Raw genomic sequence first — 16,296 nt, forward strand, 5'->3', positions numbered from 1 at the left:
CCCATCCCCCCATATGTCCCCGCTTCAATCTACAATTCTAAATATGGATTTACCTTCATTTATTTGGTTGTGGAAAATTGCGGCGTGGTCTATGGGATTGTCGTTACTAGCTTATTCACTATTAGCGGTAACGGGTATTTGGATGTTTCGTACTAGAACATCCGCAAATCGTCGCTTCGGAACGCTGTTTCCGGAGGATTACACTGGACTACGCATATTCCATTATGTAATGGGTATCACTATGGTTACTTTAGTGATATTGCTACTCTGTATTGGTATTATCGGTACTTTAGGTGAATATGGTTCTTTGGGACATTCGCAGCATCTAATTGCTGGGTTAATTACGGTGTTATTAGTTTTGATATCTGCTGGAAGTGCGATTTTGATTCGTACTGGTTGGGTTGGGGCTAGATGCATTCACGTTAGTACGAATATTGTTCTATTTTTTGTATTTGCGTGGGTTTCTTTAAGTGGTTGGACTGTAGTGCAAAGGTATTTACCGTAATTAGGTTAAAGGTTAAAGGTTAAGGGTTAAAGGTATTTATTTCATCGCTATTATGTAATTGTCAATTGTAAAACAATTGACAATTATCGTTAATATTGGCACCTGAATTCACAATTTGTAATGGAAACCTCTTCTATTTTTCGGCTATCTCCTTTAATTAGGATTACGCTTTTGAGTTTGTATGTAGCGTTGACGTTACCTTTACCTGTCCTTGCTGATGTAACTAATGCGCCAGTACCGTCTGCATTACTTTGGGTAGGTATTGTAGGTGGTTTTGTAATTTTATACGCAGTTTTAACCGAACGGGTAATATTAAATGAACAAGGAATTCAGGTTGTTTATGCTGCTTGGGTACCAAAGCTTTTCCGCAAGGGCTGGTCTTTACCTTGGTCGGAGGTACAACAATTAAAGCCACGTACTACGGGACAAGGTGGTATAGTTTACTATTTTCTGAGTAAAGATGAGAAAGCTTATTTGCTGCCAATGCGTGTCGCAGGATTCGCCCGTTTGGTAAGAATTGTACAAGAAAAAACGGGTATTGATACTACGGATGTTTATCCATTGGCGCAACCGTGGATGTATCTAATTTTGCTAACTTTTACCTTGTTGATGTTTTTGGTTGATGGTTGGACAATTTTAACTGCAACGAAAATTGGTAATTGGTAATTGGTAATTGGTAATTGGTAATTGAAGTATGTAGTTGAAAGTTAAGCGCGTAGCGTATCCATCAAAATTCCCCCACTACCCATTACCCGTTACCCGTTACCCATTACCCATCTCCTAAATCATTAGAGATAATCCACAAATAGCTCCGGAACTAACCTAAGTGTGCCAGATTTGAAAGTTCCGATATCTATCCAAAGTGCTGTTTTTTCTCGCTCTCCTTCGTTGAATGGGATTGTTTCCTGTTGGTAAAATTTGGGATGCACGAAGTCACATTCAAAAAGTTGAATGATTTCGTGGGCTGATTTTCCTTGGAAAGTAAATATGTTTTCTAAACAGGTTAGGTAGCGAATGTTAGTTATTTCTGCTTGGATTTCTTCTTGAAATTCGCGTTGGAGGGCTTGTTTGCTGGTTTCACCAAATTCAACACCCCCACCCATTGCACGGTAGAATTTATCTTTTTTTACTGGATCGTAGCCTTCGGAAACAAAAGTGCGATTGTTGCTATCTCGGATTAGCCCTAGAGCAAGAACGCGTATTTTACCTTCTTTATACATTATTTTTCCTAATTATCGTAAATAAACGAAGGACGACTATCACTATCTTCAATAGACCAATCTGCATTTTCGCCGCCAATATATACTTCATCAATGGTGACGTATTCTTGACCAAGCTGAATGAGAGCGTTCATGAGAATATCAATGGCGATCGCGTCGGAAGTTCCTAAGTCAAGCCAACACCGTCCCCAATCACCGTTGTATTCAAATTCGCCCATATTATGCATCAAGGATAACAAGCTATTTTGATAACCATCTTGGTCATAATTTAAATAGCTAATATCGTTTCCGGTATCTTGTACTTGGAGATTTTCGGCGTTGAAAGCACCTAATTTACCTAAGTAAAACCAAGAATTAAAAAGTTCTTCTACAAATTGCTTTTCACGCTCGGAAGGAACCGTGCTAAATTTCAGCCAAATCCAGACATCAAAAGGATTAATCTCACGAAATTCTATCTTCATTTGATTTCAATATCCAGGCTACTTTTACACAAAGTTATTTTAGAAGAAGTTATGGGATTTTAGATTTTAGATTTTGGATTTTGGATTTTGGATACATTCGCTTCGCTCAGTACAGGTTTTGGATTTTGGATTAGGGGATAAGAGTTATGAGTTGACAGTTGACAGTTGTTTATTACCAATCACCCATTACCCATTACCCATTACCTATTTAAGATTTTGTGTTGTTCCTTGCTGTTCGCTTTCTATTTGTTTTACTAAACTTGCAGGTAGTTGGGATTTTTTCGCTAGTGCTTGGTTAAAAAGAGCAAGTGCTTGTTGCATCATTTGCGGATCTTGCTGTTTTTTGGCTTGTTCGCGGAGGATTTGGGCTTTGAGATAATAAAGTTCTGGATTATCAGGTGCTATTTTGAGGGCGCGTTCTGCGTATGTTAGGGCTTGGGGATAGTTTTTTAAGTCTCGGTAAGCTATAGCTATACCTCTATTTACTAAATATTCAGGACCTGCATTTTTTTCCAATCTCTCAATTGCTTGTTGGGGATTGGTGAAAGGTAAATTTACAGCCAGCATTAAATCCATGTAACCTTTGATTAAATTGAGTTCTGGATCTTGAGGAGAAATGGCTTCGGCTTTGTCTAAATGCTTATAAACTTCTCGCAGTCTACTTAGTGCTTTCGGTGCGCCGCTAACTGTTCCTTCGCGGGTAAGAATTACAGCTCCTTCTAAAAAATGGCCGACAGCTGCGTATAAATTACCACGCAATGGGTCTGAGGAGATTAATTTTTGTGCTGTATCTAAAGTCTTTGCGCTATAAGTTAAGAATGTTTGATTATCCTGCTTAATATAAGCTAAAGATGCCTGCATGGCATAAGCTAGAGGTTCATTTGGCTCCTTTGATATTGCCTGTTGGAGATATTTTTCTCCTGTTTGATAGTTGCCTTTCTCGAAGATTGCTTTAAATGCAGCTTCGGTGTTATCGCCAATATCACGCGGTTGACTGCGAGGAAAGGGATCTGCGGCTATAGTTGGATTTATAAATACACTTAATGCTATGACGCTTGTAAAAGCAGCTTTAGCGAAGTGTACAAGTTTTTTGGAGGTAGTTGCTCTGGAAATAGAAAATTTTTTAGTCATTTTACTTCAGAATTAATACTGTTGAATGAGTTTAATATCTTACTTATAATTACTTAAATAGTTTATTCATATCCCTTGTAGATTCATATACAAATTTTAGAAATTTTGATAAATAATTTGACTGGAGAAATTTGAAGCGGTTCCCAGGCTTTTTTGTTACTAATATTAATATTAGGGATTAGGGAACTTGTCTAGGAAAATTAATCAAGTCGCTGATTAAATGGTGTATCGGTAAATAATATTTGTTGCCTTTGTGATTTGAGGATTTTTCAGAAGCTTGTCTTTAGCAAAGCTTGTATTTAATTGTGTATTTAATTGTGTATTTAATTAATGGCTGATTTTCAGTAAAATTAACAAATGCTTCATCTCAGAAATTTAGTTTATCATCCAACAGCTAGTCAAAATTCGATTCTCAAATCAATTAATTTAGATTTAGCCCCCCAACAACTAGGTTTAATTATCGGACCGAGTGGTTCTGGAAAAAGTACGTTATTGGAAATTTTGTCTGGGTTAGCAGAACCGACATCGGGTTCGCTATTTTGGCGAGAACAAGAGCTATTAGCCGAGGAAATGCAGCAATTAGCTGGTTTGGTGTTTCAATTCCCAGAGCGTCATTTTTGCGGTGGTACGATTTTAGAAGAGTTACGTTTAGGGCATCCGGAATTAGGAGTAGAACGAGTTAGAAACGCATTAAGCGAAGTGGGATTAGAACATTTACCTTTTTCAACCGCACCCTATGCTTTAAGCGGTGGACAACAGAGACGTTTGGCTTTGGCAGTACAGCTAATTCGTCAACCAAATTTATTATTATTAGATGAGCCTACAGCAGGTTTAGACTGGTCGATGCGTCGTCAACTGGTAAATTTATTAGCAAAATTAAAAGAACACTGGACTTTGTTGGTAGTTACTCACGATGCAGGAGATTTATTACCAATTGCCGATAGTTGTTGGACTCTTAATCATGGAGAATTAAAATCCGTCGATCCAGATGCGCTGAAAGCGAAAGTTAAAGAATCGGAAGCAGCGGTTTAGGAGGAAGCGATCAATTCTTTTAATCGTAAACATCTCTACGATGTCCAGCTTTATGAATTGTCATAATTTGCGCTTCGGCATCGAAGGAATAGATAACTCGGTAATCACCAACTCTGAGTTTGAAAAGATTACTCAAATCGGCACCTAAAGCTTGAGGGGTTATATCGTCAAAGTTTTCTGACAACCAACGAATTTTACGCAGGATACGCTCTTGAATAGTTGGTGAAAGTCCTTCCAAACTATCAATGCCTGTTGGTGTAAATTCAACGTTGTAACCCATCACCAAGCCAGTCCGAGTTTTTTTGCCACTTCAGAAGCTGGAATTCCCCGTTCTCCAGCCTGGGTTCTCTCCAGAGAGTCGAGTAGTTGTTGCTTTACTTGTGGTTTTAGTTGTTTTCCCTCGTCAGGATCACTTAACAGAGTATGAAGCGTTTCGGCAACAGTTTCTTGGATCAGAAGCTTAAGTTCTTCAACCGTTAAATCTTTAACTTGCATATATTATTAAATCATGGTGGATTCTTATATTATGACAAGTCATAAGAATCGTCACAGGCTAATTACATACGTAAATTATCAATCCAAAGGTCTACTCCCGGCGTAAGCCTTCTCGTTAGAGAAAAGATTTATTACCACGGTTGTGTACGGAAGTATAAATATCACATTCCTTGTACTCCCTGTCACTCAAGTATTTTTACTGTGTATCATTATAATACAAAGCTAGTTATATACTTAAGGTTTTTGTCAACTATTTTTGGTCAGTTCTTAGGGTATCAGTCTAAAATCTCAATGAACAAGGAAGGTATAAATGACGTAAGTGTTACACTTGGGAGATAAAAATTCAGATAATTTTGTATGATGCCAACTTCTGCACAATCCGTCTATATTCAAGTCGTTCGTACCCTTCCACCAACAGAACGCTTACGGTTAGCAACTCTTATTTTGAATGAATTAGTTGAGCAAGATTCATCTGTTATTGATCGAAGCGATCGCTGGACAGATCGAGATATAATCGATCTTAATAATTTCTCATTGCAATACGCAGCCACATTATTTCCTGAAGATGAGGAAACCGTTGAGTAATGTTTGATGCTGGTGATGTTGTAACAGTGGATTTTCCGGGTGTTACTAGTATTAAACACCGTCCGGCTCTTGTTTTATCGTCAGCTACCTATCACACAAACCGTCCAGATATAATTGTTGCCCTTATAACTAGCCAAACAACTGGACTTGGAGTAACTGACTACGTGCTTCAGGATTGGGAAACAGCAGGTTTAAGAGTTAGTTCTGCATTTCGTTGTTTTATAGTAACTCTTCCCCAATCGGCGAATCCAGTTTTGATTGGTCACTTATCAGAGCGGGATTGGCAAGAAGTTCGCATATGTCTTAAGACATCGCTTGCTGACTTTGATGCTCCTTGAAAGATGGTCATCTATTTTATTTAAACGCAGTATAATAAGTTGCTGCACCAAAACGCTTCAATATAGTTGTTTGAGTCGCAAAGATTGTCTGTGTTCGGAGAGCTTGGTCGTTAATTATTTATTGATAACTGATAAACCGCCCTTGAGTGCGATCGCGATAAACTGACTATTAGATAACATTTGTTGGTTCTAATATGTCGTCCGTAACTAATTCTTCGCTACGCGAGCAACAACATCCCCTAATTCATCGGTTAGCTGATTGTATTGAAAAAGTTTGGCATCAACATTTGGATTTATCTGCTTATCATTTACCTGCTGAGTTGGGGTATGTGGAAGGTAAGTTAGAAGGTGAAAAACTCACAATTGAAAATCGCTGTTATCAAACGACTCAGTTTCGCAAGCTGCATATGGAACTGGCAAAAGTTGGTCAAATGCTGGATATTTTGCATTGCGTGATGTTTCCTCGTCCGGAATATGACTTACCGATGTTTGGTTGCGATTTGGTAGGGGGTAGGGGTCAAATTAGTGCGGCGATCGCCGATTTGTCTCCGCTGAATATGAATGGTACTTTGCCATCTACTTACAATACTGCTCTCGGTGCGTTACCCACACTGAATTTCTCTCAACCCCGCGATTTACCTGAATGGGGAGACATTTTTTCTGAGTTTTGCATTTTTGTCCGTCCTGGTTCTTTTGAAGAAGAACAAATGTTTCTTTTACGGGTAGAAAACTTTTTAGAAATTCATTGTCAAAATGCTGTTAATGCCAAAACAGTTTCATCGGAAACAGCAAGTAAACTGCTTGAAAGACAATTAAATTACTGTACTAAACAACAGCAAAATGATAAAACTCGTCGCGTTTTAGAAAAAGCTTTTGGTTCGGATTGGGCTGAATATTATATGACAACTGTTTTATTTGATGTTCCTTCCTAAATTGTTTCTGATAATTCCACAAACCCGGTTTTTTGAACAAATCGGGTTTTTTATGTCATAAATATTTATAACTAATACATTTAAAACCTTACTCTGTGTCCGGCTTCCCTTTCCTTATTAAGAAAGGATTGAAAAGCCGGTTTTAGGTTTTATATTTAATTGGAAGCATTTAGAATCAAGTTATTTAGGTATCGAAATAGTATTACTCATCTGTAGATTCTGTTACCTTTTAATTTAGGCTACGAATGTAGAATTTATTTAGCTTAAATAAAATATAGTTATAGAAAATTAAAAAATTAGGTGTGCGAAGTATAAGAAGTCAATATCCAGTAATACTTATTGAATTTATTTTGAATGATTATTTTTAGGCAAATATTACTATTCATGAATCATAAGTTCTAGATTTAGATCAAGATTAGTTTGATTACTTTATTATTGCTGTAATAGATAATATTGCTGATTTGGAAGATTTTCTACTTTAATCTGGAAAATTTTTCTCAAACATTGTCATTTAACACAAAAAAAAGGTTAGAAAAATATCAATATAAAATTTCACATTTGATAATTTTAGCTATCAGCTAACTAGGATAATTTCATCATGCAATTTAACAGTTATTACGATTTGTGATTAAATAAACAGCAAATACATAGCATATGTAAGATTAGTTGTTTTTTAAAATTACCGATTTTTTTGATTTATTGTTAGCGAATCATTGATTATTTTTAACAACTTCAATGCTGGAGATGGAATTAATTATTACCATTATTTTCCCTCAGCAAAATTAAAAGTATGGAGCAACAAGATATTATGTCAAGGGTGAGTGAGAAACCAGTACCAAGAGAGCGCCCACCTGGTAAATCGATATTGTGGTGGGGTATTGCAGCAGCAGTACCGTTAGCGATTACTGCTGGGGTACTAACTAAAGCCAGAATGGAACAATTAGAAAAGGCTAATACACAAGTACCAGCCGCACCAGTAGTAAATAGCGTCAATGCAATCGGACGTTTGCAACCTCAAGGAGAAGTGATTAAACTGTCTGCACCAACAGGGATACAAGGTACGTCACGGGTAGATCAAATGTTGGTCAAAGAAGGGCAAAAAGTCAGGAAAGGTCAAGTTATTGCAGTTTTAGATAGTTTTGCAGGTAGTCAAGCTGCGGTAGAACAAGCAAAAGCCCGAATTCAAGAAAGCCGTGCGAATCTAACTATTGTGAAGGTGGGTTCACCACGAGAAATTCAAGCTCAGAAAGCGATTATCGCTCGCTTGCAAGCACAATTAAATGGTGAACAAAAGGCTAATGATGCAACAATTGCTCGCTTACAAGAGCAATTGCGTGGAGAAACTATTTCTCAACAAGCAACAGTAAATCGTTTATCTGTGGAATTAGAAGGACAACAAGATTCTCTCAGAGCAACGGTAGCGAGGGTGCAAGCGGAAGCTAAAAATGCTCAAGTTGATGCCCAACGTTACGAACAATTGTATAGACAAGGTGCCATTTCTCAACAAGAACGCGATAGAAGACAACTTACCGCACAAACTGCAACTCAGCAATTAATAGAAAGTCAAGCTAGCCGCAGACAAGCAATAGCCAGTTTACGAGAGCAGCTTGCTCAAGCGACAGCAGATAGAGGAAAAACTATAGAAGTACTGCGACAACAGCTTGTAGAAGCAGCAGCAAATCAAAATAAAACCATCACAACTTTACAAAGACAAATAGAAGAACAGAAAGCAAATCTAGATCGACTTGAAGAAATTCGTCCTAGCAACGCTCAAATGGCACAAGCTCAAGTTGGTAACGCGATCGCGCAAATGAGAAAAGCGGAAGCGGATATGAAGTTGAGTTATGTCATTGCACCAATTGCAGGAGAAATTTTAGAAATACATACCCAAGCAGGAGAAACGATGAGTGCTGAGGGTATTGCTGAAATTGGGCGTACCGATGAAATGATTGTTGTGGCTGAAGTTCCTGAAGCGGGTATTGGTAGAGTGCGTCTTGGACAGCTAGCTTCCATAGTCAGTGACAATGGAGCATTTAGCGGACAACTACAGGGAACTGTGTCTGAAATTGGGAGAAAAATAGGCAAAAAAGATGTACTAAACAACGACCCAGCAGCAGATGTAGATGCCAGAGTTGTGGAAGTCAAGATTTCTCTATCCGAACAAGATTCAGAGAGAGTAGCAGGTTTAACCAATGCGAAAGTGATTGCGACTATTCAGATTTAAAGGTTAAAGATCAAAGGTTAAAGGTCAAAGGTCAAAGGTTAAAGGTCAAAGGTCAACTTTTTAGTATGGGAAAATTACCTCTAGCGTGGTTACAACTTAAGCGCGAAGCTTCTCGTTTAGCAGTAGCATTAGCAGGAATTGCTTTTGCTGATGTTTTGATGTTTATGCAGCTTGGTTTTCGCGATTCTTTGTATTACAGTAACGTTCGTTTTCATCATAGTTTGCAAGGAGAAATAGTTTTAATTAATAGTCAGTCAAGTGCTTTATTGTCGATGAAAACCTTCTCTCAAAACCGGCTTTACCAAGCTCTAGATTTAAAGTCTGTGGAGTCAGTACACCCAATATATGTAGACTACACAAGTTGGAAAAATCCACAAACTGGTATTCCTCGAAATCTTTTAGTCATCGGAATGAATCCACAACAGAATGTATTTGAACTTCCTGGTGTTCAAGAAAATTTAGATAAAATTCAATTACCAAATGTAGTGTTATATGACCGTTCTTCTCGACAAGAGTATGGACCAATTGCAACTCAATTTGAACAAGGTGATGAGGTGACGGCAGAAGTTAGAAGAAAATTAGTTAAAGTGGGAGGATTATTTACTTTAGGTGCTTCATTTGGAGCAGATGGTAATTTAATCACTAGCGATATTAATTTTCTGAGAATTTTTCTAAATCGTCAGCCAGGATTAATTGATATTGGTTTAGTTAAACTCAAGCCCGGTTCAGATCCAAAGCTTGTTGCTGAACAATTGAAAAGCTATTTAAATACTGATGTTAAAGTTTTCACTAAGGAAGAATTTGTTAATTTTGAAAGAAACTTTTGGGCTAGTAGTACGGCTATTGGTTTTATTTTTACTTTGGGAACAATCATGGGTTTTATTGTGGGAACTGTGATTGTTTATCAAATACTTTATACGGAAGTTTCAGACCATTTAGTTGAATATGCTACTCTCAAAGCAATTGGATATTCACATAATTATTTTTTAGTTGTAATTCTTCAAGAAGCTTTGATTTTGGCTGTATTGGGATATTTACCCGGATTAGCTTTTGCTTTATTTCTATACAAACAAGCAAGAACCGCTACTCTTTTACCAGTTTTTATGAGTAGTAGTAGAGCCATTATGGTACTAATTTTAACTATTTTAATGTGTTTTATTTCGGGTATAATTGCCGTCAAAAAATTGAAATCAGCCGACCCCGCAGATATTTTTTAATCAGTTATCAGTTATCAGCTATCAACCATCAAGCATCAACCAACAACTATCAACTATCAACCATCAAGCATCAACCAACAACTATCCATTAACACATTTATGATGAAAAAAGAACCTGTTATCTCAATTCAGTATCTCAATCACTACTATGGAAAAAGTTCGCTAAAAAAACAGATTTTGTATGATATAAATCTGGATATTTATCCAGGTGAAATAGTTATTATGACGGGACCTTCTGGTTCGGGTAAGACAACTTTACTTAGCCTAATCGGTGGTTTACGTTCGGTACAAGAAGGAAGTCTAAAGTTTTTGGGAGAAGAACTTTATCGAGCTAGTCCGAAAAAATTGGTCAGCACGCGACGAAATATCGGTTATATTTTTCAAGCACATAATTTACTAGAATTTTTAACTGCTAGACAAAACGTACAAATCGCAGCAGAATTAAATAAGTTTATTTCTCAAAGAGAAGCTATTGCTAAATCCGAAGATATTTTAAGGTCGGTGGGTTTAGCAAATCGAATTGATTATTTTCCTGATAATCTTTCTGGAGGTCAAAAACAAAGAGTAGCTATTGCTCGTGCTTTGGTAAATAATCCTCCATTAGTATTAGCTGATGAACCTACAGCAGCTTTGGATAAACAATCTGGAAGGGATGTTGTAGAAATAATGCAGCACCTTGCTAAAGAACAAGGAACTTCTATTTTGTTAGTAACTCATGATAGTCGTATTTTAGATATTGCAGACCGGATTATTAATATGGAAGATGGTATTTTAAATAGCGAACAGCTAACATTTAATAGCTAAAGGAATTTTAGATTTTAGATTTTGGACGGGAAAGATGTCAATTTTATAAATTTATGCTCCTAAATTGATGCTAATAGTTAATCTAAAAGTCTAAATCATAAATCTAAAATTGAGTGTTAACTGATAACTGATAACTAATAATTATGTAATATTGCCGGGACGACTAGTACGAAAAGTTACGTTAACTCCTTCATTAGATTGCTCTAATACTAATAAAGGTGTAGGTTTGGCTTTTTGATCCCAATGCATAAAAGCAATTCTACCTTGAATTGTAGGTTGCCAAGTATCGTGGTCTTCTGCGGGACTTAGGTAAGTTTCTACACAATCAATTAATTGGCTGATAGTAGCTGAAGTCGCTTGTGTAGGCAATTTCATTAATCTAATTTGAATACGAAACAGTACTCGTTTCCCATTATTTGTGGTAGATCCAGTTTCATATTCTACATCAAAAGTTTCATCTACCTGTCTTGCCGCGCTACTAGCGATTCCGACAACTCCTTGTTGAGCGTGGTTTGGACGTAGTGCTTGAGTAATTTTATCTTTGATTTTAATTTTGATCTGATTAACAATGGCGAAGTGGAAGACTTCTTCTTCCATCCGCATTCGTAAATAATCGAGATTGAATTCCCGTGAGTTAATCAAATCGGGGTTTGTTTCCATTTTACGAATTGTTTGGAGAGATAGCTTCAGCTTTTTTTCTAACTCTCGTGTGCGGAATTTTTCAAACCGAAGTTTTTTTTCTAGTTTACTGATTTTGATTTTGCCGTAGATGATCAAAGCAATTACCATTAAGGTAAGTCCTCCTGATACGATAATTGGCAATGAAGGTGATTGATTATCTAGAGTATCCCTAGATAGAAGTACTGTTTGAGATGTGTTTGTGGTTGTTGCTGGATCGGATTGAGCAAAAAAGATTAAAGTTGGCATAATAAGCACAATCAAAATTGGACTCCTAATTGCTAGGATGCCCAAATTTGCAGATGTATTTTGCGATATGATTATATTTTCTTGGCAAATTTCTCCGCAAAGTTTGCAAACTTTCAAAAATAATTCAAAATTAATTCAAAATTAATTCAAAATCATCTTTGCCTTTTTTAACTCAAGCATTCTGATCTAAATGTCCTGTTTATCTCTTCCTCAACCTTCCCATGACTGCTTTTCCAAAATCCGGCTTGTGGCTACGGATATGGATGGCACTTTAACTACAGAGGGAAAATTCACTCCCGCACTGCTACAAGCTTTGCAAGATTTAGCAGCAGCTAATATCAAAGTCATAATTGTTACTGGACGTTCCGCTGGTTGGGTTAGCGGTTTGGCATATTATTTACCAGTAGTAGGGGCGATCGCAGAAAATGGAGGTTTATTTTATTCATATATAAGTAAACAAGCGGTTTCTATTACACCGATATCAGACTTAGACGAGCATCGAAGAAATTTAGCAACTGTTTTTGAGAAATTAAAGCTTAATTTTCCTCAAATTAAAGAATCATCCGATAATCGTTTTCGGATTACTGATTGGACTTTTGATATTACAGGTTTAGATAACACTTCATTACAAACGATGCAGCATCAATGTCAGGAATTAGCTTGGGGATTCACTTATAGTAATGTTCAGTGCCATATTAAACCTTTGGGACAAGATAAGGCTGTAGGTTTATCGCAAGTGCTGCGAGAATATTTTGGGGAATATGTCTCGGATCAAGTTGTTACTGTCGGGGATAGCCCTAATGATGAAAGTTTGTTTGATCGCAATTATTTTGCTGTATCCGTAGGTGTTGCTAATGTGTTGGAATATATTGATCAATTACAGCATAAACCAGCTTATATAACCCAAAAGAAAGAAGGTGAAGGTTTTTGCGAACTATCTGATTATATTTTGCAAGCTAGGAGAAAAATGAGGAGTTAGGAGTTTTGAGTTAAGAGTTAGAAGTCGATTTTTTATGAGAATTGTAAGGATATTACAGATATTTATCTTAAAAACCCGACTTCTTGAAATAACCGTATTGTGTTTTAAATACGACTTGTAATTAGATAAAAGCCGGTGTAATTATTATTTAATAGCAGTACATATTTCTACTTGTGGTTTTGAAACTTCCTTGTTGGTGGGATAAATCAAAATATACGCTGCTGATGAAATACATTTTGTCACTATCAATAATTTTATGGAAACTTTTTATTTATGCAAAACTCTGAAAACTCTTCAGCCGCTAGCGATAATCAAAAATTAAATCAAGAATTGCAAAAAGAAATTCGCTATCGCAAATTACTTGAAGAAAAATTAAGTACTTCTGAAGCTAAGTTACGTGGTATTATTGAGGCGATACAAGACATTATTTTAATGGTAAGCATTCAAGAGAATAATTTGTCTTACGTAGAAATTTTACCAACTTGCGCGAGGGATAAGGATGTTAATAATAACAAATTAATTAATCAAACTGCGGAACTTTTTTTTCAGGAAGAAACCCTTAAAATTTACTTAAAACAAGTTCAACAGGCTTTAGATACACAAAAAACCGTACATTTTGATTATCTTTTACAAGAGGAAGAATATCAATTTTGGTTTAGCGCTAGCATTTCTCCTATTTCTGAAAAAACCGTTTTGTGGGTAGCGCGGGATATTACTCAACGCAAAACAGCAGAGCAAGCTTTAACAGAAAGTGAAGCCCGTTTTCGTGCTGTTTACGAACAAGCTGCTGTGGGAATCTATCAGGTTTCCCTCTACGGTGAATTTATGCAAGTCAACTCGCGATTTTGTGAGATGTTAGGTTATAAAGAATCATTTTTAAAACAGATAAGTTGGCAAAGTATTACTCATCAAGATGATATTGAAGCCGAATTAATGCATCTGCGACAGCTATTTAGTAACGAGATTTCTAACTACTCTTTAGAAAAACGATTTATTCGTAAGTCGAATAAATATAATCGAGAGCAATGGGTTAATATTAGTGTCTCATTAGTACGTAATGAACAAGGGATACCCGATTATTTTCTTGGTGTAGTCGAAGATATTTCCCTACGCAAATGGACGGAAGATGCTTTACGGGAAAGTGAAGCACGTTTTTGTGCTATTTTCGAGCAAGCAGCAGTGGGAATTTATCAAATTAAACTATCCGGGGAATTTATCGAGGTTAACCCCCGTTTTTGCGAAATTACTGGTTATAGCGAGTCAGAATTATTAGATTTAACTTGGCAAGATATTACAGACTTGGATAATTTAAATTCTTTCACTGAGTTGATGTTTAATATTCTGAATAATAAAACACATACTAACTCAATACAAAAACAACTGATTCATAAAAATGGCCAGTTAGTACAAGTAAAAACTAATATTTCCGTAGTTTGCGATCGCCTTAATATTCCGCAATATTTTCTTTGTGTAGTCGAAGAGATAGAAAAGTTAAAAGTTGGTAATGGGTAATGGGTAATTGGTAATTGGTAATTGTCCACTGTCAACTGCTAATCAATAACTAACAGCATTAATCTTCGGAGTATAGCGCCACAATTGATACAAGCGGGTTGCGGGCATTGTTAGATATAGCATATCCCCACCACTGAGACAGGTTTCAAGTAATTCCCAACCGTGAATAGTTTGAGAATTGGTTTCTACATATAAAGGCACAAAATCGGCAGACATGGCTGCTTCTTTGACTTTTTGACCGCAAAAGGGATGATTCGGTGTAATTATTGTCGCAAAAGCTACCCATAAGCTATCGGCTGTGATGCCATTGCCAAGAATTCTACCACCCAAGGCTGCGGCGGCAAAAGCAGGTGCTGCAAGCTCTGCGGGACTTAAGACTGCTTCAAAATCGAATACTTCCTGTGCCATACGAGCAAAGTCGGGGTCGGCATAATTTACTACTACGTGAATCTTTGGTGATAATCCTTTGGCTTTGAGGGCAATTTCGATGTTGGTTGCATCGTTGCCGGTAACGGCAATTAAAGCGGCTGCATTCGCTACATTGCAAGACTTGAGAGTCTCTCGAAAGCTCGCATCAGCATGAATTGTCGGAATACCCAAACTGCGAGCGGTATTGACAAATTTACCATTGCTATTAGGTTCAATTACTACAACCTCTTGTCCACTGTTATGAAGTTGCTGGACAATTTTGATGCCAATTCCACCCAAGCCACAGACAATATAGTGATTGCGTCTGGGTACTCTTGCTGCATCCCAAAATTGTTTAAAACGAGTTCCTAATACAAAATCGTTGAGCAAAGCATACCAAATACCAAATATCGCTGCTCCAATTAACATCATGATAATGGTGAATATCTTAATGCTATCAGGAGCTTGCTCTACTACTTCTTCGTTACCACCTGCCCCCGTAATCATACCTACAGAAAAATATAAAGCATCCACCACAGACATATTCAGTTCGGTAGATATATAAGTAAGAGTTGCTAGTGAAATAATCATCATTAACAACATCGCTCCTACCAACACTGATTGAGCGTGATGTCTGAATTGACGTAAGTTAGTTATAACTTTCAGCAGTTTTGCAATCAATGATTTACGAGTTGTACGGACTTGGGGTTGAGTACCGACAATTAGGCGATCGCCTTTTTGAAGTTCGTGTCCAGACATGACTGCGGATACTAAATCTAAATCACCTTCTACGGGTAAATAATAAATTAGCATTCGCGATCGATCTTCCCATAATTCATTGATTTTACGACCGTTCCACGGGTGGAAGGAATGAATATATTCTTCGTGTATGGGCCAAGTTTGTTTAAATAATTTTATTTGTCCAATAGCTTTATTTCCTAATGCTGCAAAACTGAATACGGGTGCTGCTAATCCTGCAACACTCATACTCAAATGGTCTGGTAAAGTGTAATCTAAACGTTCGCCTAAACTAGTGTTAAAAAAGCGGTTGATTATCCGAATGCGGGGATTAAGCACCCGCGCTTGCATCATAATCCACAAGTTTAATGCATCATCACCTCCAGCGATAACTAAAGTATCTGCTTGTTGAATCCCTGCTGCTTTAAGGGTACTAGCTGCCTGTAAATCTCCTACAATCACATCTCCCGCTCTTTCACCGGAAATGGTTTGATGATGAATACCAACAACTAACGCTCCCTGCTGTCTGAGCAAACGAAAGATTTTATATCCAGTGCGTCCTAAATTACAGACAATAATTCTGGGTTTCATATAAAAGCAGCAAAATTACTACGAAAAGCTGCGCTCACAAAAGGTTTATTCATATTCAAGCTCACTTACACCCATAAGAACTGTAACTGAACTAACGATATTAAAAGTAATTAGGAGTTAGGAGTTAGGAGTTAGGAGTTAGGAGTTAGGAGTTAGGAATTAAGAATTTTCTCTCCCCATCTCCCCATCCCCCCATC

At 37.1% G+C, this 16,296-nt stretch carries 18 protein-coding genes; 11 read left to right on the top strand and 7 right to left on the bottom strand.

Annotated elements, in window-relative coordinates; genetic code table 11:
• The first annotated feature begins 43 nt into the window (after positions 1-43).
• Both IQ247_RS26835 and IQ247_RS26840 read left to right on the top strand, forming a co-directional pair.
• Positions 44-505 carry a DUF4079 domain-containing protein gene (locus tag IQ247_RS26835; RefSeq protein WP_193924642.1) on the top strand — a complete coding sequence of 154 codons (462 nt, stop codon included), beginning with the start codon at positions 44-46 and terminating at the stop codon, positions 503-505.
• Positions 506-625: 120 nt separating this feature from the next.
• Positions 626-1,171, top strand: a complete 546-nt coding sequence (locus IQ247_RS26840) for a hypothetical protein (protein WP_193924644.1) — start codon at positions 626-628, stop codon at positions 1,169-1,171.
• A gap of 122 nt (positions 1,172-1,293) precedes the next feature.
• Here IQ247_RS26840 and IQ247_RS26845 read toward each other — a convergent pair whose 3' ends face one another.
• The 3 genes from IQ247_RS26845 to IQ247_RS26855 form a co-directional block, all read right to left on the bottom strand.
• On the bottom strand, positions 1,294-1,725 hold the full coding sequence (locus tag IQ247_RS26845) for an NUDIX hydrolase (protein WP_193924646.1): 432 nt from the start codon (positions 1,723-1,725) through the stop codon (positions 1,294-1,296).
• 8 nt (positions 1,726-1,733) lie between these two features.
• On the bottom strand, positions 1,734-2,186 hold the full coding sequence (locus tag IQ247_RS26850; RefSeq protein ID WP_193924648.1) for a DUF3531 family protein: 453 nt from the start codon (positions 2,184-2,186) through the stop codon (positions 1,734-1,736).
• A 204-nt stretch (positions 2,187-2,390) separates the two neighbouring features.
• Entirely contained in the window at positions 2,391-3,317 is a 927-nt protein-coding gene (locus IQ247_RS26855) for a Sll0314/Alr1548 family TPR repeat-containing protein (protein WP_193924650.1), read from the bottom strand.
• Between the two features lie 357 nt (positions 3,318-3,674).
• Between IQ247_RS26855 and IQ247_RS26860 the strand changes: the two genes are divergently transcribed.
• Positions 3,675-4,349, top strand: coding sequence for an ABC transporter ATP-binding protein (locus IQ247_RS26860; RefSeq protein ID WP_193924651.1), 675 nt, complete (start codon positions 3,675-3,677; stop codon positions 4,347-4,349).
• A gap of 19 nt (positions 4,350-4,368) precedes the next feature.
• Here IQ247_RS26860 and IQ247_RS26865 read toward each other — a convergent pair whose 3' ends face one another.
• Positions 4,369-4,629, bottom strand: a complete 261-nt coding sequence (locus tag IQ247_RS26865; protein WP_193924653.1) for a type II toxin-antitoxin system RelE family toxin — start codon at positions 4,627-4,629, stop codon at positions 4,369-4,371.
• Entirely contained in the window at positions 4,629-4,844 is a 216-nt protein-coding gene (locus IQ247_RS26870) for a hypothetical protein (protein WP_193924655.1), read from the bottom strand. Before IQ247_RS26870 ends, IQ247_RS26865 begins: the two co-directional genes overlap by 1 nt.
• A gap of 357 nt (positions 4,845-5,201) precedes the next feature.
• On the opposite strand from IQ247_RS26870, the gene IQ247_RS26875 reads away from it, so the two are divergent.
• The 6 genes from IQ247_RS26875 to IQ247_RS26900 all read left to right on the top strand — a co-directional run bounded on the left by IQ247_RS26875 (position 5,202) and on the right by IQ247_RS26900 (position 10,944).
• On the top strand, positions 5,202-5,429 hold the full coding sequence (locus IQ247_RS26875) for a hypothetical protein (RefSeq protein ID WP_228060071.1): 228 nt from the start codon (positions 5,202-5,204) through the stop codon (positions 5,427-5,429).
• Positions 5,429-5,767 carry a type II toxin-antitoxin system PemK/MazF family toxin gene (locus tag IQ247_RS26880; RefSeq protein ID WP_193924656.1) on the top strand — a complete coding sequence of 113 codons (339 nt, stop codon included), beginning with the start codon at positions 5,429-5,431 and terminating at the stop codon, positions 5,765-5,767. Before IQ247_RS26875 ends, IQ247_RS26880 begins: the two co-directional genes overlap by 1 nt.
• Before the next feature lie 194 nt (positions 5,768-5,961).
• On the top strand, positions 5,962-6,699 hold the full coding sequence (locus tag IQ247_RS26885; RefSeq protein WP_193924657.1) for a phycocyanobilin:ferredoxin oxidoreductase: 738 nt from the start codon (positions 5,962-5,964) through the stop codon (positions 6,697-6,699).
• 790 nt (positions 6,700-7,489) lie between these two features.
• On the top strand, positions 7,490-8,923 hold the full coding sequence (locus IQ247_RS26890) for an HlyD family efflux transporter periplasmic adaptor subunit (protein ID WP_228060072.1): 1,434 nt from the start codon (positions 7,490-7,492) through the stop codon (positions 8,921-8,923).
• 65 nt (positions 8,924-8,988) lie between these two features.
• Complete coding sequence (gene devC / locus IQ247_RS26895) at positions 8,989-10,140, top strand: ABC transporter permease DevC (protein ID WP_193924658.1); 1,152 nt, start codon at positions 8,989-8,991, stop codon at positions 10,138-10,140.
• A 102-nt stretch (positions 10,141-10,242) separates the two neighbouring features.
• Positions 10,243-10,944, top strand: coding sequence for a DevA family ABC transporter ATP-binding protein (locus IQ247_RS26900; RefSeq protein WP_193924669.1), 702 nt, complete (start codon positions 10,243-10,245; stop codon positions 10,942-10,944).
• Positions 10,945-11,085: 141 nt separating this feature from the next.
• On the opposite strand, the gene IQ247_RS26905 is transcribed toward IQ247_RS26900, so the two are convergent.
• Entirely contained in the window at positions 11,086-11,871 is a 786-nt protein-coding gene (locus IQ247_RS26905; protein WP_193924659.1) for a hypothetical protein, read from the bottom strand.
• 190 nt (positions 11,872-12,061) lie between these two features.
• Here IQ247_RS26905 and IQ247_RS26910 point away from each other — a divergent pair, with 190 nt between their 5' ends.
• Positions 12,062-12,850 (top strand): HAD family hydrolase, encoded by a 789-nt coding sequence (locus IQ247_RS26910; RefSeq protein WP_193924660.1) that lies wholly within the window; start codon positions 12,062-12,064, stop codon positions 12,848-12,850.
• Positions 12,851-13,123: 273 nt separating this feature from the next.
• Positions 13,124-14,362, top strand: coding sequence for a PAS domain-containing protein (locus tag IQ247_RS26915; RefSeq protein WP_193924662.1), 1,239 nt, complete (start codon positions 13,124-13,126; stop codon positions 14,360-14,362).
• Between the two features lie 42 nt (positions 14,363-14,404).
• Here IQ247_RS26915 and IQ247_RS26920 read toward each other — a convergent pair whose 3' ends face one another.
• Entirely contained in the window at positions 14,405-16,099 is a 1,695-nt protein-coding gene (locus IQ247_RS26920; protein ID WP_193924664.1) for an NAD-binding protein, read from the bottom strand.
• Positions 16,100-16,296: the final 197 nt, after the last annotated feature.

The organism is Plectonema cf. radiosum LEGE 06105, from assembly GCF_015207665.1.
GTDB lineage: Bacteria > Cyanobacteriota > Cyanobacteriia > Cyanobacteriales > Nostocaceae > Rivularia > Rivularia radiosa_A.

Coding starts and splice junctions, on each gene's coding strand:
- IQ247_RS26835 (WP_193924642.1), top strand. CDS start 44: ATGGATTTACCTTCATTTATTTGGTTGTGGAAAATTGCGGCGTGGTCT.
- IQ247_RS26840 (WP_193924644.1), top strand. CDS start 626: ATGGAAACCTCTTCTATTTTTCGGCTATCTCCTTTAATTAGGATTACG.
- IQ247_RS26845 (WP_193924646.1), bottom strand. CDS start 1,725: ATGTATAAAGAAGGTAAAATACGCGTTCTTGCTCTAGGGCTAATCCGA.
- IQ247_RS26850 (WP_193924648.1), bottom strand. CDS start 2,186: ATGAAGATAGAATTTCGTGAGATTAATCCTTTTGATGTCTGGATTTGG.
- IQ247_RS26855 (WP_193924650.1), bottom strand. CDS start 3,317: ATGACTAAAAAATTTTCTATTTCCAGAGCAACTACCTCCAAAAAACTT.
- IQ247_RS26860 (WP_193924651.1), top strand. CDS start 3,675: ATGCTTCATCTCAGAAATTTAGTTTATCATCCAACAGCTAGTCAAAAT.
- IQ247_RS26865 (WP_193924653.1), bottom strand. CDS start 4,629: ATGGGTTACAACGTTGAATTTACACCAACAGGCATTGATAGTTTGGAA.
- IQ247_RS26870 (WP_193924655.1), bottom strand. CDS start 4,844: ATGCAAGTTAAAGATTTAACGGTTGAAGAACTTAAGCTTCTGATCCAA.
- IQ247_RS26875 (WP_228060071.1), top strand. CDS start 5,202: ATGATGCCAACTTCTGCACAATCCGTCTATATTCAAGTCGTTCGTACC.
- IQ247_RS26880 (WP_193924656.1), top strand. CDS start 5,429: ATGTTTGATGCTGGTGATGTTGTAACAGTGGATTTTCCGGGTGTTACT.
- IQ247_RS26885 (WP_193924657.1), top strand. CDS start 5,962: ATGTCGTCCGTAACTAATTCTTCGCTACGCGAGCAACAACATCCCCTA.
- IQ247_RS26890 (WP_228060072.1), top strand. CDS start 7,490: ATGGAGCAACAAGATATTATGTCAAGGGTGAGTGAGAAACCAGTACCA.
- devC (WP_193924658.1), top strand. CDS start 8,989: ATGGGAAAATTACCTCTAGCGTGGTTACAACTTAAGCGCGAAGCTTCT.
- IQ247_RS26900 (WP_193924669.1), top strand. CDS start 10,243: ATGAAAAAAGAACCTGTTATCTCAATTCAGTATCTCAATCACTACTAT.
- IQ247_RS26905 (WP_193924659.1), bottom strand. CDS start 11,871: ATGCCAACTTTAATCTTTTTTGCTCAATCCGATCCAGCAACAACCACA.
- IQ247_RS26910 (WP_193924660.1), top strand. CDS start 12,062: ATGTCCTGTTTATCTCTTCCTCAACCTTCCCATGACTGCTTTTCCAAA.
- IQ247_RS26915 (WP_193924662.1), top strand. CDS start 13,124: ATGCAAAACTCTGAAAACTCTTCAGCCGCTAGCGATAATCAAAAATTA.
- IQ247_RS26920 (WP_193924664.1), bottom strand. CDS start 16,099: ATGAAACCCAGAATTATTGTCTGTAATTTAGGACGCACTGGATATAAA.